General features: G+C 61.1%; 17 protein-coding genes. 9 read left to right on the forward strand and 8 right to left on the reverse strand.

The features are described 5' to 3' along the window. Positions 1 to 116: 116 nt before the first annotated feature. Positions 117 to 2,387 carry a bifunctional 23S rRNA (guanine(2069)-N(7))-methyltransferase RlmK/23S rRNA (guanine(2445)-N(2))-methyltransferase RlmL gene (rlmKL, locus tag ACKJSM_RS14865; RefSeq protein WP_410238115.1) on the reverse strand — a complete coding sequence of 757 codons (2,271 nt, stop codon included), beginning with the start codon at positions 2,385 to 2,387 and terminating at the stop codon, positions 117 to 119. 531 nt (positions 2,388 to 2,918) lie between these two features. Between rlmKL and rmf the strand changes: the two genes are divergently transcribed. Then, positions 2,919 to 3,134 (forward strand): ribosome modulation factor, encoded by a 216-nt coding sequence (gene rmf, locus ACKJSM_RS14870; protein ID WP_003223300.1) that lies wholly within the window; start codon positions 2,919 to 2,921, stop codon positions 3,132 to 3,134. A 139-nt stretch (positions 3,135 to 3,273) separates the two neighbouring features. On the opposite strand, the gene ACKJSM_RS14875 is transcribed toward rmf, so the two are convergent. Then, positions 3,274 to 4,293, reverse strand: coding sequence for a quinone-dependent dihydroorotate dehydrogenase (locus ACKJSM_RS14875; RefSeq protein ID WP_410238118.1), 1,020 nt, complete (start codon positions 4,291 to 4,293; stop codon positions 3,274 to 3,276). A gap of 222 nt (positions 4,294 to 4,515) precedes the next feature. Here ACKJSM_RS14875 and ACKJSM_RS14880 point away from each other — a divergent pair, with 222 nt between their 5' ends. From ACKJSM_RS14880 to cobA, 8 genes are all read left to right on the forward strand, one after another. Continuing rightward, the gene (locus ACKJSM_RS14880) at positions 4,516 to 5,727 is read left to right on the forward strand and encodes a CmpA/NrtA family ABC transporter substrate-binding protein (protein ID WP_410238119.1); all 1,212 of its coding nucleotides are present in this window, start codon (positions 4,516 to 4,518) and stop codon (positions 5,725 to 5,727) included. A 15-nt stretch (positions 5,728 to 5,742) separates the two neighbouring features. Further along, positions 5,743 to 6,318, forward strand: a complete 576-nt coding sequence (locus ACKJSM_RS14885; RefSeq protein WP_007916390.1) for an ANTAR domain-containing response regulator — start codon at positions 5,743 to 5,745, stop codon at positions 6,316 to 6,318. Positions 6,319 to 6,593: 275 nt separating this feature from the next. Next, positions 6,594 to 7,805, forward strand: coding sequence for a nitrate/nitrite transporter (locus ACKJSM_RS14890; RefSeq protein ID WP_236182580.1), 1,212 nt, complete (start codon positions 6,594 to 6,596; stop codon positions 7,803 to 7,805). Positions 7,806 to 7,812: 7 nt separating this feature from the next. After that, positions 7,813 to 9,483, forward strand: coding sequence for a protein kinase domain-containing protein (locus tag ACKJSM_RS14895; RefSeq protein WP_410238121.1), 1,671 nt, complete (start codon positions 7,813 to 7,815; stop codon positions 9,481 to 9,483). A gap of 322 nt (positions 9,484 to 9,805) precedes the next feature. Beyond that, entirely contained in the window at positions 9,806 to 12,274 is a 2,469-nt protein-coding gene (gene nirB, locus ACKJSM_RS14900) for a nitrite reductase large subunit NirB (RefSeq protein WP_410238122.1), read from the forward strand. Further along, on the forward strand, positions 12,271 to 12,588 hold the full coding sequence (gene nirD / locus ACKJSM_RS14905; protein ID WP_007951992.1) for a nitrite reductase small subunit NirD: 318 nt from the start codon (positions 12,271 to 12,273) through the stop codon (positions 12,586 to 12,588). Before nirB ends, nirD begins: the two co-directional genes overlap by 4 nt. After that, complete coding sequence (locus ACKJSM_RS14910) at positions 12,588 to 15,302, forward strand: molybdopterin-dependent oxidoreductase (protein ID WP_410238124.1); 2,715 nt, start codon at positions 12,588 to 12,590, stop codon at positions 15,300 to 15,302. Before nirD ends, ACKJSM_RS14910 begins: the two co-directional genes overlap by 1 nt. Positions 15,303 to 15,315: 13 nt before the next feature. Then, positions 15,316 to 16,068 carry a uroporphyrinogen-III C-methyltransferase gene (cobA, locus tag ACKJSM_RS14915; RefSeq protein ID WP_410238126.1) on the forward strand — a complete coding sequence of 251 codons (753 nt, stop codon included), beginning with the start codon at positions 15,316 to 15,318 and terminating at the stop codon, positions 16,066 to 16,068. Positions 16,069 to 16,143: 75 nt separating this feature from the next. Here the strand turns inward: cobA and ACKJSM_RS14920 are convergent, their stop codons facing one another. The 6 genes from ACKJSM_RS14920 to rraA form a co-directional block, all read right to left on the reverse strand. After that, positions 16,144 to 17,178: an OmpA family protein gene (locus tag ACKJSM_RS14920; RefSeq protein WP_410238128.1), complete on the reverse strand. Its 1,035-nt coding sequence runs from the start codon at positions 17,176 to 17,178 to the stop codon at positions 16,144 to 16,146. 107 nt (positions 17,179 to 17,285) lie between these two features. Beyond that, complete coding sequence (gene sigX / locus ACKJSM_RS14925) at positions 17,286 to 17,876, reverse strand: RNA polymerase sigma factor SigX (RefSeq protein WP_011333251.1); 591 nt, start codon at positions 17,874 to 17,876, stop codon at positions 17,286 to 17,288. Between the two features lie 90 nt (positions 17,877 to 17,966). Then, complete coding sequence (locus tag ACKJSM_RS14930) at positions 17,967 to 18,791, reverse strand: mechanosensitive ion channel family protein (RefSeq protein ID WP_007951987.1); 825 nt, start codon at positions 18,789 to 18,791, stop codon at positions 17,967 to 17,969. Between the two features lie 2 nt (positions 18,792 to 18,793). Continuing rightward, a complete protein-coding gene (locus tag ACKJSM_RS14935) occupies positions 18,794 to 19,042 on the reverse strand; it encodes a CrfX protein (RefSeq protein WP_085700244.1) in 249 nt (82 codons plus the stop codon). Positions 19,043 to 19,105: 63 nt separating this feature from the next. After that, positions 19,106 to 20,101 carry a zinc transporter ZntB gene (locus ACKJSM_RS14940; RefSeq protein WP_410238130.1) on the reverse strand — a complete coding sequence of 332 codons (996 nt, stop codon included), beginning with the start codon at positions 20,099 to 20,101 and terminating at the stop codon, positions 19,106 to 19,108. A gap of 24 nt (positions 20,102 to 20,125) precedes the next feature. Next, positions 20,126 to 20,617, reverse strand: a complete 492-nt coding sequence (gene rraA / locus ACKJSM_RS14945) for a ribonuclease E activity regulator RraA (RefSeq protein ID WP_339489857.1) — start codon at positions 20,615 to 20,617, stop codon at positions 20,126 to 20,128. Between the last annotated feature and the right edge of the window lie 2 nt (positions 20,618 to 20,619).

Here is a 20,619-nt window from a genome sequence, read left to right on the forward strand (position 1 = left end):
GAAAAACCCCATCGGCCGTGTGTGAGTTATAGCTATTAGCCACTAATTTGGCTAGCTCTGAACGGATCCAAGAGCCTTTAAAAATCAAGGCTCTGTGGATCCAATTTTGCAGAGTGTCAACGAGCCGTGATTTTCCAGGCGCGGTGGATCTTGCCGTTACGGGCGAAATCCGGGTCGATGGTGCTGGCGGTGATTTCCTCGACCGCGTAACGCTCGGCCAGGTTGTCTTCGAGCTGGAACTTGCGGAAGTTGTTGGAGAAGTACAACACCCCACCGCTGGCCAGACGCGCCATGGCCAAGTCGATCAACTGCACCTGGTCACGCTGCACGTCGAAAATCCCTTCCATGCGCTTGGAGTTGGAGAAGGTCGGCGGATCGATAAAGATCAGGTCGTACTCCTCGCGGCAGTTTTCCAGCCACGCCATCACGTCGCCCTGCTCCAGACGGTTCTTGTCGGAGAAACCGTTGAGCGACAGGTTGCGGCGCGCCCAGTCGAGATAGGTTTTCGACAGGTCGACGCTGGTGGTGCTGCGCGCGCCGCCCTTGGCTGCGTGGACGCTGGCAGTCGCGGTGTAGCAGAACAGGTTGAGGAAGCGCTTGCCGGCGGCCTCTTTCTGAATCCGCATGCGCATCGGCCGGTGGTCGAGGAACAGCCCGGTGTCGAGGTAGTCGGTGAGGTTGACCAGCAACTTGACGCCGCCCTCGGTCACTTCATTGAATTTGCCTTGGGCAGCCTGCCGCTCGTATTGCCTGGTGCCGCTCTGGCGCTCGCGGCGCTTGACCACCACGCGGCTCTTGTCGATGTTCAGCGCCTGCGGGATGGCCGCCAAGGCGTCGAACATGCGGATCGAGGCCTTTTCCGGGTCGATCGACTTCGGCGCGGCGTATTCCTGAACGTGCACCCAGTCGTGGTACAGGTCGATGGCCATGGCGTATTCCGGCATGTCCGCATCGTAGACGCGGTAGCAATCGATGCCTTCACGCTTGACCCACTTGCCCATCGCCTTGAGGTTTTTCTGCAGGCGGTTGGCAAACATCTGCCCGCCTTCGCTCAGGCGCGGTTGCTCGACCACCGGCGCGGGGGCCGGCGTCGGTTTGATCGGATTGCCGTTCTTGTTGAACTTGCGCTCTTGCGGCTCGTTCGGCGTCTGGTCGTAAGCGGCTTGCTCGCGCTCCGCCTGACGCTGTTCCGGTGTGCGGCGCTCGCCGGTGACGAATTGATCCGGCAACACTTTGATCAACAGCAGCTTGCACGGCAGCGCGCCGTTCCAGAACGAATACTGCTTGTGGCTGCGGATGCCCATGCGCTTGCCCAGGTCCGGCGCGCCGGTGAACACCGCCGCTTCCCAGTTCAGGCAGGCCTGACGCAGGCGCTCGCCGAGGTTCTGGTAGAGGTACAACAGGCTGGCTTCATCACCCAGACGCTCGCCGTACGGCGGGTTGCAGATGACCAGACCTTTCTGGTTCTGGTCCGGACGCGGTTCGAAGGTCGCGACTTCGCCCTGGTAGATCTTGATCCACTCGCTCAAACCGGCGCGTTCGACGTTGTTGCGGCCCGGCTGGATCAACCGGGGGTCGGCTTCATAACCACGGATCCACAGCGGCGGCTTGGCCAGACCGGCAGCGGCGCGCTCGACCGCTTCTTCATGCAGTTTTTTCCACAGCGCCGGCACGTGACCGAGCCAGGCGGTGAAGCCCCACTGTTCGCGACGCAGGTTCGGCGCCATGTCGGCAGCGATCATGCCGGCTTCGACCAGGAACGTGCCGACACCGCACATCGGGTCAGCCAGCGCGCCACCCTCGGCGGCAATGCGCGGCCAGCCGGAACGGATCAGGATCGCAGCTGCGAGGTTTTCCTTCAGCGGCGCAGCGCCCTGCTGCAAGCGGTAGCCGCGCTGGTGCAGGCTGTGGCCGGAGAGGTCGAGCGACAGAATCGCTTCGCCGCGATCCAGGCGCAGGTGAATGCGCAGGTCCGGGTTGAGCTTGTCGATGCTTGGGCGATCGCCCTGCGGGGTGCGCAGTTTGTCGACGATGGCGTCCTTGACCTTCAGGGCGCCGAAGTGGGTGTTGTCGATGCCCGAACCGTGACCGCTGAATTCCACGGCCAAAGTGCCGTCAGCCAGCATGTGATCCTGCCAGTCGACGTCCAGTACGCCGTGGTACAGGTCTTCGGCGTTTTTCATCGAGAAACGCTTGAGCACCAACAGCACCCGATTGGCCAGACGCGACCAGAGGCACAGGCGATAAGCGGTTTCCATGGTCGCCATGCCACGCACGGCGGAGGTGTGTTCGCGGGCCTCTTCAAGGCCAAGCCCGACGGCTTCCTCGATGAGCAGGCCTTCAAGGCCTTTGGGGCAAGTGAGGAAGAGTTCGAAACGGTCGGACATGGTTTTTCCAGAGCCTTTGGCTGATGAACCGGCAACGCATTGCCGATCCGGTTTTCAATCAGGCGCTTTTCTAAAAGAGCGCCCGCGTGGCACGAAGGTGTGCCGTTCCATCCCCCGCTGCTCGGGTTAAAAGAGCTTAGATGCCGGGACAGATAAAAAAGTTGAAGCAACAAAATGATTCAAAGCAACCCTTCGTCGAATAGTACCCCAGCGTAAACGTGGGTCATTCTCACTAAAGGATTAACCTCATCATCCAGCGCGGAGCCGATCATACCGGGGTTTGGCCAACAGACGCTGGACAAATACGCGGTTACTTATGGCCATAGCATCTTTTTCGTTACGTCCTTATGACAAAACGGTCATTCCATCGATGTGACTCATTGGTTAGAACTGGACACAGGTTGACGTCGCAACGGCGTCAACACCTTGGCTCGCCACGCCGGCAGCGAGCCGCCAACGGCAGAGTATTTCTGCCAGACCTCAATTGAGGTCGACGCGACAAAAACAGTCAACAAGTGAGGGAAACACCCTATGAGAAGACTTAAGCGTGATCCGTTGGAAAGAGCATTTTTGCGCGGATATCAATATGGCGTTGGTGGCAAATCCCGTGAGCTTTGCCCATTTACTCTACCGTCGGTACGTCAAGCCTGGATCAACGGCTGGCGAGAAGGACGCGGCGACAACTGGGACGGTATGACCGGCACTGCGGGAATCCACAGACTCAACGAACTTCACGCCGTCGGCTGACACAGGGCACTTATTGCGACACGACAAACTGATTTCATAACAACCTGATCACCATGCACGTCCTTCCCGGACGGCGGGCTACGGCCCAGGGGCTCCTTCGAGGAGCCCTTTTTTATGCCTGCCTTTTTATGTCGGCCAATCAGCGCTTGGCGGCGATGGCGTCGACCGATTCGCGGATCAGCGCCGGGCCCTTGTAGATGAAGCCGGAATAGATCTGCACCAGACTCGCGCCGGCAGCGATCTTCTCCGCCGCATGCTTGCCCTCGGTGATGCCGCCCGCCGCGATGATCGGCAGCTTGCCGCCCAGCTCGGACGCCAGCACTTGCACGGTGTGGGTGCTCTTCTCACGCACCGGCGCACCGGACAGACCGCCCGCCTCATCACCGTGTTCCATGCCTTCGACGCCCACGCGGCTGAGGGTGGTGTTGGTGGCGATCACCGCGTCCATCCCGGTTTCGATCAGTGCTTGGGCGACTTGCGCGGTTTCTTCGTCGGTCATGTCCGGCGCGATCTTGATCGCCAGCGGTACATGTTTGCCGTGGCGCAGGGCCAGTTCGGCGCGGCGCGTGGCCAGGTCCGCCAGCAATTGCTTGAGCGAATCACCGAATTGCAGGCTGCGCAGGCCCGGGGTGTTCGGCGAGCTGACGTTGACCGTGACGTAACTGGCGTGGGCGTAGACCTTGTCCAGGCAGATCAGGTAGTCGTCCACTGCGCGCTCGACCGGGGTGTCGAAGTTCTTGCCGATGTTGATCCCCAGCACGCCTTTGTATTTGGCCGCCGCCACCCGCGCCAGCAGGTTATCCACACCGAGGTTGTTGAACCCCATGCGGTTGATGATCGCCTCGGCTTCCGGCAGACGGAAAATCCGTGGTTTCGGGTTGCCCGGCTGCGGGCGCGGGGTCACGGTGCCGATTTCGACAAAACCGAAACCCAGTTGGGCGAAGCCGTCGATGGCCGCGCCGTTCTTGTCCAGACCGGCCGCCAGACCGACAGGGTTCGGGAACTGCAGGCCCATGACGTTTACCGGCAACGACGCCGGCGCCTTGCACAGCAAGCCATTGAGGCCCAAACGCCCGCCCGCGCCGATCAGATCCAGCGACAGATCGTGGGAAGTTTCCGGGGAAAGTTTGAACAACAGCTGACGGGCCAGGGTGTACATGGGCGGCAATGACTCGGGCGGCGAAAAGAGGCGGCGATTATAGCCGGGCATCGTCCCGCCGCGCGAGGCGCACGGGTAAATCGGTGCGCATGGCATATGCCTTGCACCTTCCTCGGCATCAGCCCGCAGGCCAATGGTGGCGTGCAGGCAAGGACAATGGCGTCGTCTCTCGGTTTTGCGCGGGCAAAGCCTGGGACGACGTTTTTTTTGAGGGTGGCTTTCATGACTCGAACCTCCGCCGGGCCGCTGGCCTGGGTCAACGGCAGCGATGCCCCGGAAAAAAGCGCGATCAACCTGGGCTTCATGGCGCTGAGCGACTGCGCCTCGCTGGTGGTCGCGGCCACCCAGGGCTTTGCCCAGCCTTACGGCCTGACCCTGAATCTCAAGCGCCAGAGTTCCTGGGCCAACCTGCGGGACAACCTGGTCAGCGGCGAACTCGATGCCGCCCACAGCCTCTACGGCCTGATCTACGCGGTGCATCTGGGCATCGGCGGTGTCGCGCCGACCGACATGGCGGTGCTCATGGGCCTGAACCAGAACGGCCAGAGCCTCAACCTGTCCCACGGTTTGCAGGGCATGGGCGTGACCGGTCCTGAAGCGCTGCACCACCATGTGCACCAAACCCGCGCAAAACTCACCTTCGCCCAGACCTTCCCCACCGGCACCCATGCCATGTGGTTGTATTACTGGCTGGCGAGCCAGGGCATTCATCCGTTGCAGGATGTCGACAGCGTGGTGGTGCCGCCGCCGCAAATGGTCGCGCACCTTCAGGCCGGTCGCATCGATGGCCTCTGCGTCGGCGAACCGTGGGCGGCCAGCGCCGTGCAGCAGAATCTCGGTTTCACCCTGGCCACCAGCCAGACCATCTGGCCCGATCACCCGGAAAAAGTCCTCGGCTGTACCCGCGCCTTTGTCGAGCAATACCCCAACACAGCCCGAGCGTTGGTGATGGCAATCCTCGAGGCCAGCCGTTTCATCGAAGAGAGCCCGGAAAACCGCCGCAGCACCGCGCAATTGTTGAGCGCCGCGGAATACCTCGACGCCCCGGTGTGCTGCATCGAACCGCGCTTTCTCGGCGACTACGACGATGGCCTCGGCAATCGCTGGCAAGACCCGCACGCCCTGCGCTTTCACGGCGATGGCGCGGTGAATCTGCCGTATCTGTCGGATGGCATGTGGTTCATGACCCAGTTCCGCCGCTGGGGCTTGCTGCGCGATGACCCGGACTACCTCGCCGTCGCCCGGCAGGTGCAACAACTGGCGCTGTACCGCGACGCCGCCAGCGCCATGGGCGTGTCCGTGAGCACCGAGGACATGCGCAGCAGTCAGTTGATCGACGGCAAAATCTGGGACGGCAGCGATCCGGTCGCCTATGCCCAAAGCTTCAAGCTCCACGCGCTGAGCGACAGCGCGCCCCTTCTCGTCCAGCGCTGACAGGAGACCGCGAACATGCTGCGCATTCTGCTGATCAACGACACCGCGAAAAAAGTCGGGCGCCTGAAAGCTGCGTTGACCGAGGCCGGTTTCGAAGTGATCGACGAGTCGGGCCTGACCATCGACCTGCCGGCGCGCGTCGAAACGGTGCGTCCGGACGTGATTCTGATCGATACCGAGTCACCGAGCCGCGATGTGATGGAGCAAGTGGTATTGGTCAGCCGCGACCAGCCCCGACCGATCGTGATGTTCACCGACGAGCACGACCCCGGCGTGATGCGTCAGGCGATCAAGTCCGGGGTCAGTGCCTACATCGTCGAGGGCATTCACGCACAACGCCTGCAGCCGATTCTCGACGTGGCCATGGCCCGCTTCGAGAGCGATCAGGCCCTGCGCGCCCAGCTTCAGGCCCGCGACCAGCAACTGGCCGAGCGCAAGCGCATCGAGCTGGCCAAGGGGCTGTTGATGAAAATGAAGGACTGTAACGAAGAAGAGGCCTATACCCTGATGCGCCGCCAGGCCATGAGCCGCCAGCAGAAACTGATCCAGGTCGCGGAGCAGATCATCGCCATGAGCGAGCTGCTTGGCTGAAGCCCTGCCCTGCCTTAATCGTTCCCACGCTCCGCGTGGGAATGCAGCCACATCGATCTGGCACAAATCTCGCTATGTAATCCCTACAGGTAACCAACGGCGGTTGCCCCACCTACGACAAAGACGTCGCTCACCTTCTTCGCCCCTTTCGGCGATCCGGGTAGCGGCGTTTTTGCGTTTTGGCCCCACAGCCCGGGGCCGGTGGAGCGGCCGTGGCGGCGCCCCACTGTGCGGTTCTGATTCCTTTTCGAGATTCTCTACAGCTGAGGTGCGCGATGAATAAAAGCTTCTGGAAATCCGGCCACACCCCGACCCTGTTTGCGGCCTTCCTGTATTTCGACCTGAGCTTCATGGTCTGGTACCTGCTCGGCCCGCTGGCGGTGCAGATTGCCGGTGACTTGCACCTGACCACCCAACAGCGTGGCCTGGTGGTGGCCACGCCGATTCTGGCCGGCGCGGTGCTGCGTTTTGCGATGGGCATGCTCGCCGATCGCCTGTCGCCGAAAACCGCCGGGCTGATCGGCCAGGTCATCGTGATCTGCGCGTTGTTCGGTGCCTGGAAACTCGGCATCCACAGTTACGAACAGGCCTTGCTGCTCGGTCTGTTCCTCGGCATGGCCGGCGCCTCGTTCGCCGTGGCCCTGCCGCTGGCCTCGCAATGGTATCCGCCGGAGCATCAGGGCAAGGCGATGGGCATCGCCGGGGCCGGCAACTCCGGGACCGTGTTTGCAGCGCTGATCGCCCCGGTACTGGCGGCGGCGTTTGGCTGGAGCAATGTGTTCGGTTTCGCCCTGATCCCGCTGATCCTGACCCTGGTGCTGTTTGCCTGGCTGGCGAAAAACGCACCGGAGCGACCAAAAGCCAAATCCATGGCCGACTACTTCAAGGCCCTGGGCGACCGAGACAGCTGGTGGTTCATGTTTTTCTACAGCGTCACCTTCGGCGGCTTCATCGGTCTGGCCAGCGCCCTGCCCGGCTACTTCAACGATCAATACGGCTTGAACCCGGTGACCGCCGGTTATTACACCGCGGCCTGCGTGTTCGGTGGCAGCCTGATGCGTCCCCTCGGTGGTGCGCTGGCTGACCGTTTCGGTGGTATTCGCACACTGTTGGCGATGTACACGGTGGCGGCGGTCTGCATCGCGGCAGTCGGCTTCAACCTGCCGAGTTCCTACGCGGCGCTGGCCCTGTTCGTCTGCACCATGCTCGGTCTCGGCGCGGGCAACGGCGCGGTGTTCCAACTGGTGCCGCAGCGCTTTCGACGCGAAATCGGCGTGATGACCGGGCTGATCGGCATGGCCGGCGGCATCGGTGGTTTTGCCCTGGCGGCGGGCATGGGCGCGATCAAACAGAGCACCGGCAGCTATCAACTGGCGCTGTGGCTGTTCGCCAGCCTTGGTGTGTTGGCGTGGTTTGGCTTGCATGGCGTCAAACGTCGCTGGAGAACCACCTGGGGTTCGGCGGCCGTGACCGCTGCCCGGGTCTGAGGCCCGAATGGCTCTGCAACTGAGCTTTGCCGAAGCCAGCGCCACCGGCCCGCGCGCGGAAAACCAGGACGCCGTGCGCCTGGTGACCCCGGCCCCGGCGCTGGCCGCCAGCAAGGGTTTCCTGTTCGCCATCGCCGACGGTGTCAGCCAGTGCGCCGATGGTGGTCTGGCCGCGCGTTCGACCTTGCAGGCGCTGGCGCTGGACTACTACGCCACCCCGGAAACCTGGAGCGTGGCCCAGGCCCTCGATCGTCTGCTGCTCGCGCAAAACCGCTGGTTACAGGCCAACGGTGGCGGCCAGCCGCTGCTTACCACGGTCAGCGCGCTGGTCCTGCGCGGCCGGCGCTTTACCCTGGCGCACGTCGGCGATTGCCGGGTCTATCGCTGGCACGCCGAGACCTTGCAGCGGATCAGCGAGGATCACGTCTGGGATCAACCGGGCATGCAACATGTGCTCAAGCGCGCACTGGGGCTGGATCAGCATCTGGTGCTGGACTTTCTCGACGGCGAACTGCGTGACGGTGAATGTTTCGTGCTGCTCAGCGATGGCGTGTGGGCCGCGCTTGGCGATACCGCCATCGCCGGGATTCTGCGCGATCAACCGGACCTGCACAGCGCCGCGCAAACGCTGGTCAACGCTGCGCATCTGGGAGGCAGTCAGGACAATGCCAGCGCTTTATTGGTGCGAGTGGATGCCGTTGGCGAGGCCAGCCTCGGCGATGCGCTGATTCATCTGCAGCAATGGCCCCTTCCGCCGCCGCTGAAACCGGGTCAGGCCTTTGAAGGCTGGCGGGTTCAAGAGGTTATCAGTCAGAGTCAGCAATCGTTGCTGTATCGCGTGCTCGATGGTCAGGGCCAGGCGTGGCTGTTGAAGACCTTGCCTGCACAACTGGCAGACGATACCCAGGCCGGCCAGGCCTTGCTGGCGGAGGAATGGTTTCTCAAACGGGTCGCCGGGCGGCATTTCCCTGAAGTCCATGGCGCCGTTCAGCGTCAGCATTTGTACTACGTGATGCGTGAATATTCGGGGACCACCCTGGCGCAGCTGTTCGAACCAAGCGGCCCGCTGCCACTGCCTCAATGGCAGGATCTGGCCGAACGCCTGCTGCGGGCCGTCGGCCTGCTGCATCGACGGCAGATCCTGCACCGCGACATCAAACCGGAAAACCTGCATCTGGGAGACGACGGCGAATTGCGCCTGCTGGATTTCGGTCTGGCGTATTGCCCCGGCCTGTCGCAGGACGCACCGTCAAGCTTGCCCGGAACGCCGAGCTACATCGCGCCGGAAGCCTTTCAGGGCGCAGCACCCGGCGCACAACAGGATCTGTATGCGGTAGGCGTGACTCTGTATTTCTTGCTCACGGGGCATTTTCCCTACGGCGAGATCGAAGCGTTCCAGCGCCCGCGTTTCGGGGTGCCGGTGAGTGCCGGTCGCTACCGCCCGGATCTGCCGGAGTGGCTGGCGCAGTGTCTGGAACGCGGGGTCTCAGCCGATCCTTTGCAACGCTATGAAACCGCCGAGCAATGGTTACTGATTCTGGAGCAAGGTGAGCGCCGCAGCCTGAGTGTGCGCCCTCGCCCCTTGCTGGAACGCGAGCCGCTGAAGGTCTGGCGGACGTTGGCGTTGCTGGCAATGCTGGGCAATCTGGTGCTGCTGTTGCTGTTGTTTCATGGCTGACCTACAGGGTCAGAACATCGCTCCATTAACGTGCAGACTGCTTCCATTCAGTGCAAAAACCACAACGAACATCTGGCCAATTCCAGCATTACCCCAGTGAATTCGCGGCCCGCCGCGACTTGGCACAACCACTGCATTACCGTTTTCAACTGACATAAAGCCCGACCTTCAACGACGAAGGCCAGGCTTCCCGAGAGAACGGGACAAGGACAAAGGCGTCCTCGCTAGGTAACTGGCGGGACGCCTTTTTTGTTTGCGCCATTTTTGTCGAGCAAGGCCTGACTGCCCACAAGAGGCAAGCCCGATGCTCCCGGAGAACCTGATGAAAAAACTCAAACTGGTGATGATCGGCAATGGCATGGCCGGGGTCCGCACCCTGGAAGAATTGCTCAAGCTGAGCAACGAGCTGTACGACATCACGGTCTTCGGCGCCGAACCGCACACCAACTACAACCGCATCCTGTTGTCGCCGGTATTGGCCGGCGAGCAGACCTTCGAAGAGATCGTGCTGAACGACCTCGACTGGTATTTGGAAAACGGCATCAAACTGCTGCTCAACCGCAAAGTCGTGGAGATCGACCGGGTCAAGCGCCGGGTGATCGCCGAAGACGGCACCGAGGCCGAATACGATCGCCTGCTGATCGCCACCGGCTCGACCCCGTTCATCCTGCCAATCCCCGGCAACACGTTGCAGGGCGTGATCGGCTACCGCGACATCGCCGACACCCAGGCCATGATCGACACCGCCAAAACCCACAAACACGCCGTGGTGATCGGCGGCGGCCTGCTCGGCCTCGAAGCGGCCAACGGCCTGATGCTGCGCGGCATGCACGTCACCGTGGTGCACCTTGGTGAGTGGCTGCTGGAGCGGCAACTGGACAAGACCAGCGGCCAGCTCCTGCAAACCGCCCTCGAAGCCCGCGGCCTGCACTTTCGCCTGAGCGAGCAGACCCAGGCCCTGCACGACGCCGGCAATGGTCGGGTCGGCTCGGTGCAGTTCAAGAACGGCGACATCATTCCTGCCGATCTGGTAGTGATGGCTGCCGGCATTCGCCCCAACACCGAACTCGCGGAAAAAGCCGGCATCCCGTGCAACCGCGGGATTCTGGTCAACGACACCCTGCAAACCTACGACCCACGCATCTATGCCATCGGCGAATGCGCCAGCCATCGCGGCATCGCTTACGGCCTGGTCGCACCGTTGTTCGAACAGGCCAAGGTCTGCGCCAACCACCTGGCGCAACTGGGTTTCGCCCGTTATCAGGGCTCGGTGACATCGACCAAATTGAAGGTCACCGGCATCGACCTGTTTTCCGCCGGCGACTTCATGGGCGGCGAAGGCACCGAAACCATCACCCTCTCCGACCCGATCGGCGGGGTGTACAAAAAACTGGTGATCAAGGATGACGTTTTGGTCGGCGCCTGTCTGTACGGCGATACGGCAGATGGCGGTTGGTATTTCCGGCAGATTCGTGAGAATCACGACATTCGGCAGATCCGCGATCACCTGATGTTCGGCGGCTCTTCTTCTATGGAGCATGCCTTGGGTGACGTAGGACATCAGGGCCAGGACAAAGCCATGAGCATGGCCGACAACGCCGAAGTCTGCGGCTGCAACGGCGTGTGCAAGGGCACCATCGTCAAGGCGATTCAGGAACACGGCCTGTTCAGCGTCGACGAAGTGAAGAAACACACCAAGGCCGCCAGTTCCTGCGGTTCCTGCGCCGGGCTGGTCGAGCAGATCCTGATCAACACCGTCGGCGGCGCGGCGGACGTCAAACCGAAAAGCGAAAAAGCCATCTGCGGTTGCAGCGACCTCAACCACGGCCAGATTCGCCAGGCCATCCGCGAACAGCACCTGCTGACCATCGCCGGCACCATGAGCTACCTCAACTGGCGCACTCCGAACGGTTGCGCCACCTGCCGCCCGGCCCTCAACTACTACCTGATTTCCACCTGGCCCGGCGAAGCCAAGGACGATCCGCAGTCGCGCCTGATCAACGAGCGGGCCCACGCCAACATCCAGAAGGACGGCACCTATTCGGTGGTGCCACGGATGTGGGGCGGCGTGACCAATCCGTCGGAACTGCGACGGATCGCCGACGTGGCGGACAAATATCAGGTGCCGATGGTCAAGGTCACCGGCGGCCAGCGCATCGACCTGCTGGGGATCAAGAAACAGGACCTGCCCGGCGTGTGGAAAGACCTCGACATGCCGTCCGGCCACGCCTACGGCAAATCGATCCGCACCGTGAAAACCTGCGTCGGCAGCGAGTTCTGCCGCTTCGGCACGCAGAATTCGACCCAGCTGGGCATCGACCTCGAACACGACCTGTTCAACATGTGGTCGCCGCACAAAGTGAAGCTGGCGGTCTCTGGATGCCCGCGCAACTGTTCGGAAGCGGGGATCAAGGACGTGGGAATTATCGGCGTCGATTCCGGCTGGGAGATGTACATCGGCGGCAACGGCGGGATCAAGACCGAAGTCGCCGAGTTCTTCGTCAAGCTCAAGACCGCCGAGGAAGTGCGCGAATACAACGGCGCGTTCCTGCAGCTGTACCGCGAAGAAGCCTTCTACCTCGAACGCACCGTGCACTACCTGCAACGGGTCGGCATGGAGCACATCAAGAAAGCCGTGCTGGAAGATCCCGAGCGCCGCAAAGCACTGAACGAGCGCCTGCAATTCTCCCTGTCGTTCGAACAGGACCCGTGGAAAGAGCGCCTGGCGCAGCCGCAACTGAAGAAAGAATTCGACGTGATCCCTGTGAAAAACCTGGAGGTGCCGGCATGAACTGGCTCGATATCTGTGCCCTGGAAGAGATCAACGCACTCGGTTCGCGGATCATCGCCGGCCCCAAGGGTGACATTGCGATCTTTCGCACAAGCGACGACGAAGTTTTCGCACTCGATGACCGCTGCCCGCACAAGGGCGGCCCATTGTCCCAAGGACTGATCTACGGCAAGCGTGTCGCCTGCCCGCTGCACAACTGGCAGATCGACCTGCAATCCGGCGAAGCCCAGGCGCCGGACGTCGGCTGCGCGCACCATCACCCGGCCCGGGTCGAAAACGGCCGCGTGCAACTGGCCCTGCGGGATGCCGTCTGATGAACCGCCAGACGACCGCCTCGACCTGCTGCTATTGCGGGGTCGGCTGCGGCGTGCTGATCGAGCATGACGGCGAGCGCATTCTCGGCGTCAGCGGCGATCCGGCGCATCCGGCCAACTTCGGCAAACTGTGCAGCAAAGGCTCGACCCTGCACCTGACCGGCGACCTGGCGGCCCGAGCGCTGTACCCGGAATTGCGCCTGGGCAAAGCCCTGACGCGCAGTCGTTGCGACTGGGACACCGCGCTGGAACATGCCGCCAACGTGTTCGCCGACACCATCGCCGAACACGGCCCGGACAGCGTGGCGTTCTACATCTCCGGGCAGTTGCTGACCGAGGATTACTACGCTTTCAACAAACTGGCGCGGGCGCTGGTCGGCACCAATAACATCGACAGCAATTCGCGGCTGTGCATGTCTTCCGCAGTGGTCGGCTACAAGCGCAGCCTCGGCGCCGACGCACCACCGTGCAGCTACGAAGACCTGGAGTTGAGCGATTGCGTGGTGATCGTCGGCAGCAACATGGCCTACGCTCATCCGGTGCTTTTTCGCCGCCTCGAAGAAGCCAAATCCCACCGCCCGCAGATGAAAGTCATCGTCATCGACCCACGGCGCACCGACACCTGCGACCTGGCCGACCTGCATCTGGCGATTCTGCCGGGCACCGATGTCGCGTTGTTCCATGGGATTTTGCATCTGCTGTTGTGGGAAGACTGGATCGACCGCGACTTCATCCAGGCCCACACCGATGGCCTCGCCGAGCTGAAAAGCCTGGTGCGCGATTACACCCCGGCGATGGTTTCGCAGCTGTGCGGGATCAGTGTCGAGCAGTTGCAGCAATGCGCCGAATGGATCGGCACTTCACCGAGTTTTCTGTCGCTGTGGTGCATGGGCCTGAACCAGTCCACCGCCGGTAGTGCAAAGAACAGCGCGCTGATCAATCTGCACCTGGCCACCGGGCAAATCGGCCGGCCGGGTGCAGGACCTTTCTCCCTGACCGGTCAGCCAAATGCCATGGGCGGACGCGAAACCGGCAGTCTGTCCAATCTGTTGCCCGGGCATCGTGAAGTGGCCAACCCGGAGCACCGTGCCGAAGTGGCGGCGTATTGGGGTGTGGATAAGCTGCCGGAAAATACAGGTCTCAGCGCCATCGAACTGTTTGAACAGGTGCGCAGCGGCCAGATCAAGGCGTTGTGGATTGCCTGCACCAACCCCGCGCAATCGATGCCGGACCAGAACGCCGTGCGCGCCGCGCTGGAGGCTTGCCCGTTCGTAGTGTTGCAGGAGGCGTTTCGCACCACCGAAACCGCCGCGTTTGCCGATCTGTTGCTGCCGGCGGCCAGTTGGGGCGAGAAGGAAGGCTCGGTAACCAACTCCGAGCGGCGGATTTCCCACGTCCGCCAGGCCATTGCCGCACCGGGTGAAGCGCGCCCGGACTGGGCGATCACGGTAGATTTCGCACAACGCCTTGAGAAACGTCTGCGCCCGCAACAACCGGGTCTGTTTGCCTTCGAGCAATCGGCGCAACTGTTTGACGAATACAAACAACTGACCCGGGGGCGCGATCTGGATTTGTCCGGGATCAGCCATCAGTTGATTGATGAGCTGGGGCCACAGCAATGGCCCTTCCCCGCTGGCGCTCGCCAAGGCACAGCCCGGTTGTATGGCGACGGGATCTTTCCTACAGCGAACGGGCGCGCGCGATTCGTTGCCGATCCCTATCGCGCCGCCAAGGAACAACGCGACGCGCGCTTTCCACTGACCCTGATCACCGGTCGCCTGCGTGATCAATGGCACGGTATGAGCCGCACCGGAACGGCGGCGCAGTTATTCGGCCATGTCAGTGAAGCGGCGTTGAGCCTGCACCCGGACGAATTGCGCCGCCACCGCTTGCAGCCGGGGGATCTGGTGAACCTGAAAAGTCGTCGGGGCGCGGTGATCGTGGCGGTCGCCAGCGATGACAGTGTGCGTCCGGGCCAGGCATTCCTGCCGATGCACTGGGGCGATCGTTTCCTCAAGGGCGGCGTGAACAGCCTGACCCTGCCCGCCTTCGATCCTTTGTCGAAACAACCGGAACTCAAGCACAGCGGTGTGCGGCTGGAATCGGTGGACTTGCCATGGCAACTGTTCGCACTGATCGAGGGCGATGTTCAACGGCATTTAGAGGCACTTCGACCGCTCTGTGAGGCGTTTTCCTACGCAAGTCTCAGCCTTGTCGGACGTGAACGGCCTGCGTTGCTGATACGCGCAGCCAGCGCCGTGGCACCCGAGCCGCGATTGCTGGGTGAAATCGACCAGTGCCTGGCCCTGATCGACGGGCCGGTGCTGGCTTATGACGATCCTCGCCGCGCCATCGGCAAACGGGTGCGCATCGAAAACGGACGAATCACCGCGATCCGCCTGGCCGGTGAAACCCTCGCCCAGCACTGGTTGCAAGGTCTGTGGCTGGAAGGCCGCGCCGACGAACAACTGCGGCGCTGGCTGCTGGCACCGATGAGTGCACCGCCGGGCAATGCCGGCGCGCAGGTTGTGGCGGACAAGACCCTGTGCAACTGCAAGAACGTCAGCCACAGCGCGGTCTGCGCCGGTATCCGTGAAGGTCTGGATCTGCAGGGTTTGAAAAATACATTGGGGTGCGGCACGCAATGCGGTTCCTGCGTCCCGGAAATCAAGCGTTTGCTGGCCGCTGAAGTGCGTCCGGTCGCCGTCATCTGAAGAGGAAAACACCATGAACGCGAAAGTCTGGCTGGTGGGCGCGGGTCCCGGTGATCCGGAACTGCTGACGCTCAAAGCGGTGCGGGCCTTGCGCGAAGCCGAGGTGGTGCTGATCGATGATCTGGTCAATGAAGCGGTGCTGGAGCATTGCCCGGCTGCGCGGATCATCGCGGTCGGCAAACGCGGCGGCTGCCGCTCGACGCCCCAGGCGTTCATTCATCGGTTAATGTTGCGTTACGCCCGTCAGGGCAAATGCGTGGTGCGGCTCAAGGGCGGTGACCCGTGCATTTTCGGGCGCGGGGGCGAGGAAGCGCAGTGGTTGCGCGAGCGCGGGGTCGAGGTGGAACTGGTCAATGGCATCACCGCCGGACTGGCCGGCGCGACCCAGTGCGATATTCCGCTGACATTGCGCGGCGTCGCACGGGGCGTGACGCTGGTCACGGCCCATACCCAGGACGACAGCCAGTTGAACTGGCGGGCCTTGGCGCAGGGCGGCACGACGCTGGTGATTTACATGGGGGTGGCGAAGCTCGGCGAGATTCGCGAGCAGTTGTTGGCGGGGGGGATGGCGGCGGATACGCCGGTGGCAATGATCGAGAATGCCTCGTTGCCAGAACAGCGCGAATGCCGCAGCGATCTGACAGCGATGGAAGACGATGCCCTTGGCTTCCAGCTCAGGAGCCCTGCGATTCTGGTCATAGGCGCCGTCGCAGCCGCTGCGACCCAGGTCGATTCGATTGACTGGGCAGCCGATCGACTGGCCTGACAAGCTCTGGTTTCATCAAATCGCAGGCAAAGAAAAGCCCGGCCTGAGCCGGGCTTTTCTCGCAGCGGCAGCTAATTACTTAGCTTGAGCTTCAACCTGCGCTTCTACGCGACGGTTAACAGCGCGGCCAGCGTCAGTAGCGTTGTCGGCAACTGGGCGGGACTCGCCGTAGCCAACAGAGTTGACGCGGGACGATTCAACACCGTACTGGTTGGTCAGAACTTGCTTAACGGCGTTTGCACGACGCTCGGACAGTTTCTGGTTGTAAGCGTCAGGACCGACGGAGTCAGTGTGACCTTCAACAGTAGTGGTGGTGGATGGGTACTGCTTCATGAAGTCAGCCAAGTTTTTGATGTCGCCGTAGCTGTTTGGCTTCACAACCGACTTGTCGAAGTCGAACTTCACGTCCAGCTCAACACGAACAACTTCGGCAACTGCAGGGCAGCCATCAGCGTCAACAGTTACGTTGGCTGGGGTGTCCGGGCACTTGTCAACGTTGTCGCACACGCCGTCGTTGTCGCTGTCGGAGCAGACTTCAGCGGGTGCTGGAACTGGAGCAGCAGCTGGCTTGGAGCCGCCACCGAAGTTCACACCGATACCGACGCTAGGAGCCCACTCGGTGTCGCCCTGGTCGATGTTGTACTGAGCTTCAACGCCAGCACGGGCGTAGAAGTTGTCGGTGAAGTACAGCTTGGCACCAGCGCCCAGGTTGGCGAAGGTGGAACGGTTACGACCGTTCGAACCGTTCTGGTCGATGCTCTGGTCAGAGAAACCGGCCGAAACGTATGGACGCAGCATGTCGCCTGGGTTGTTGAAGTGGTACAGAGCGTCCAGAGCGGTGTTGGCGCCCTTGACGTTCTTGCCATCGTCAGCACGTACGTTGTGCACTTCGTCGTAGGCCAGACGCAGTTCAACGTCGTCGGTCAGGAAGTAACCGACCGAACCGCCGAACAGGTTGCCGTTGTTCTTGAAGTCACGAGCGCTGTCGAATTGTTCTTTCTTTGCGAAGCCTTCGATTTCAACTGCGCCTTGGCCTTGTGCCAGAGCGCCGAAAGAAGTGGCGGCAATCAAAGAACCAATGGCCAAGCCCAAGGTGTTTTTCAGTTTCATCCGTTAAATCCCCATCTGGTGATTGTGAAGCAGTCCCGCAAACCGGGGGACAACTCGGCGGCAAGTCTATCAGAACTTGCCTACACGTAAGAGATATTTGCGCCGAACTAAGTTTCAGCAATACCTGCAAATTTCTCACGCAATTTATCAAGAGCACGCTTGTAACGCATTTTTGTCGCACTCAAACCCATGTGCATGATGTCTGCGATCTCCTGAAACTCCAGCTCTGCGACAAATCGTAGCACCAGAATTTCCCGGTCAATCGGGTTCACATACACCAGCCAGCGATCCAGTCCGCCCTTCTCCTCGGGTTTCGGCGCCTTTTCTTCGGACGCTTCCTCGAGAGGGTCAAGACTCAGTGCGTCCATCAAGCGACGCTTTCGCCGTTCCTTCCGATACTGTGTGATGCATTCGTTGTAAGTGATGCTGTATAGCCATGTCTTGAACTTCGATTTCCCCTCGAAGTTCTTCAGGCCGTACAGCACCTTCAACATCACTTCCTGACAGACATCGTCTGCGTCGCGATCGTTCCCGAGATATCGCGCACAAACATTAAATAATGTCCGCTGGTAACGCCGCATCAGTTCTTCGTACGCGCGCGTCACGTGAAAAAGCTCGGTATGCGAGCGCGCGACCAACTCCTCATCAGAGAGCTCGCGGGGGTCGTAGCGCGTGGATAGCGTTTGGGCTTTATTCAAAACAAGTCGTGCCGACAGTCAGGTCAATGTCCACCGCAGCCAGCGACGGCTGGCATTTTGCGGCGGCATACATTAGCAGGGTTTGCCGGGTTAGCGGCTACTCACATGCTGTTCCAGCAGGATCCGATTGGAGAGAGAGACTAGCTCACCCTCATCGGTCAGCAATGTGGTCTTAACCGTGCCGATCTCTTCGATCTGGCCTTCGACCTCGCCAATACGCACTTGTTGCCCAACCTGATACAACTCACGCACATAGATTCCCGCAAGAATCTGACCGGCAATTTCCCGGCTTCCCAAACCCATCGCCAGCGCAACCGCCAGACCAACGGTAATCAATACGATGACGATCACATGGTTCAGCAGGTCGGTCTTGACCTCCAGCTGACTGATCGCGACCGAAATGCTGATGATGATTACCAGGCCCTGGGCAATTCGCCCAAGTCCTGAAGCGTAGTCCAGGCCTACGCCTTCTGCCGCCCCGCGTACCAGGCCGTTGGCCAGTTGCGCAAGCAGGACACCCACAAGCAACACCAGCGCGGCACCGAATACTTTCGGTAAATACAGCGCCAGCATGTCAAGCGTAGCTGAAACTCGCTCAAGTCCAAGGGATTCTGCTGCAGAAACAAGAAAAATCAGCAGAACGAACCAATAGACGATTTTGCCGATCAACGTGGAGATCGGCACTTGCAGCCCGGCGCGGGACATCAATTTGGTCAGGCCGGTGCCGCCCATCAGGCGATCGAGACCCAGTTTGGCCAGCAGTTTGGACAGCAAGGTATCGAGCAGCTTGGCCACGACGAAACCCAACAGCAGCACAACCAGTGCGCCGAACAGGTTCGGAATGAAGTTAGCGACTTTGGTCCACAACGCAGTCATTGCAGTGACGAGGCTCTGAGTCCAGAGATCAAGTTCCATATTCAATCAGCCTTATCAGCAGTGCGAGCGGTAGGTTTACGGAGACGGGAGACCGGCGCGACATGGGCCGAGCCGTTGTTCAGGGCGATCATAAGCGCGGGCAGCCAGCGGCCCAGCAGGCTGAAGAGATCGCCGGCACCCACCTGGCGGTTGGCGGTTTTGAGTACGCGGCCCAGGCAGGCATCGTCGTCGCGACCGGACGGCGAGGCGTTGAGCATGTCGCGCAAAGACTGTTCAAACGGATCGTGCATACGCACCTCTCGTGATGTCTGTGAAAGACGCGGGCAAATTTGGTCGGGTCACATGGTGCATCGTCAGACCCAGCGCAATCGGCGGAACAACCACCACTGGCCGAGCGCCAGGGCGAGCACTGTCAGGCAAGCGATCAGGAAACCATAAGGGCTGCTGGCGAACGGTATTCCGCCAACGTTTATGCCCAACAGACCGGTAATAAAACTCATCGGCAAGAAGATGCAGGTGATGATCCCGAAACGATACATCGTGCGATTCATGTGCACGCTCAGGCGCCGGTCTTCGGCCTCCAGCACAAGCCCCACACGCTCCCGAGTCAATTCGAGCTCTTCGAGATAACGAGTCAGGCTGTTATTCAATTCGTTCCAGTAGTCGGCATCGTCATCGACGAACCACGGCAGTTTTATTCGCGTCAGTTGTCCGAAAATATCCCGTTGCGGTGCCAGAAAACGCTTCAGTCCGGCGGCCCGGCGACGGATGTGCAAAATGGCGCCATGCTCCGGAGTATACCGTTCGTCGGCATCCAGTTTTTCTTCCTCTTCATCGACCACTTCGGAGAGGCAAGTCACAAGATCCTGCACCTTGTTGGTGAGGAATTGCGCCAGATAAAGCATCAGTTCGGACGAGGTTTTCGGCCCCTTGCCCTCACCCAGCATCACCAATAATTCATCGGTGGCGCGCAATGGACGCAAGCGCAGGGAAATCACCCGCCGGGCCGAGGCAAAAATCCGCACTGACACCATGTCTTCCGGCTCGGCGCCCGGGTTGAGATTGACCCCGCGCAAAAACAGCAACAGCTCGGAGTCCGGCAGCGGCAACAGACGTGGACGGGTGTTTTCTTCCAGCAGCAGGTCGCAGGTGAACTCGTTGAGCCCACTGGATTTGCGCAGCCAGGTCTGGGTCTGCGGGTGACTGCGATCCCAATGCAACCACAGGCTTTCATGGGCCTGCAGCTGCAAATCGTCGAGATCAGTCCGGGCTATCGAACGCGCACCGCCTTTACCGTCCAGCACCAGGGCATGCACCAGCCCCCATTGCGCGTTTTCTTCCTCGAACATCCTCACCCCTGTGGTTACCGCGATTTATTCAGGCATTTTCAGCGGGCTTGGCGAGATGATCACGCCGTTGTTGTCCGCATAGAGGTACTGGCCGGGCTGGAAAGTGACGCCCGCGAAAGTCACGGGTACGTTGAGGTCGCCGAGACCGCGTTTGTCAGTCTTTTTCGGATGGCTGGCCAACGCCTGAACGCCGAGATCGGTCTGAGCGATGACATCCACATCACGGATGCAGCCATAAATCACCAGCCCTTCCCACCCGTTTTTCGAGGCTTTCTCGGCGATCATATCGCCCAGCAGCGCGCAGCGCAGCGAACCACCGCCATCGACCACCAGCACTTTGCCGTTACCCTTGAGTTCCGCTTGTTCCTTGACCAGCGAGTTGTCTTCGAAGCACTTGATGGTCACGATTTCGCCGCCGAACGAATCACGGCCGCCGAAATTGCTGAACATCGGTTCCAGCACCTGGACCAGCTCCGGATAGGCGTCGCACAGGTCAGGCGTAAGGTAATGGTTCATCG

It is taken from the genome of Pseudomonas sp. PHC1 (assembly GCF_046487845.1).
Taxonomy (GTDB): Bacteria; Pseudomonadota; Gammaproteobacteria; order Pseudomonadales; family Pseudomonadaceae; genus Aquipseudomonas; species Aquipseudomonas sputi.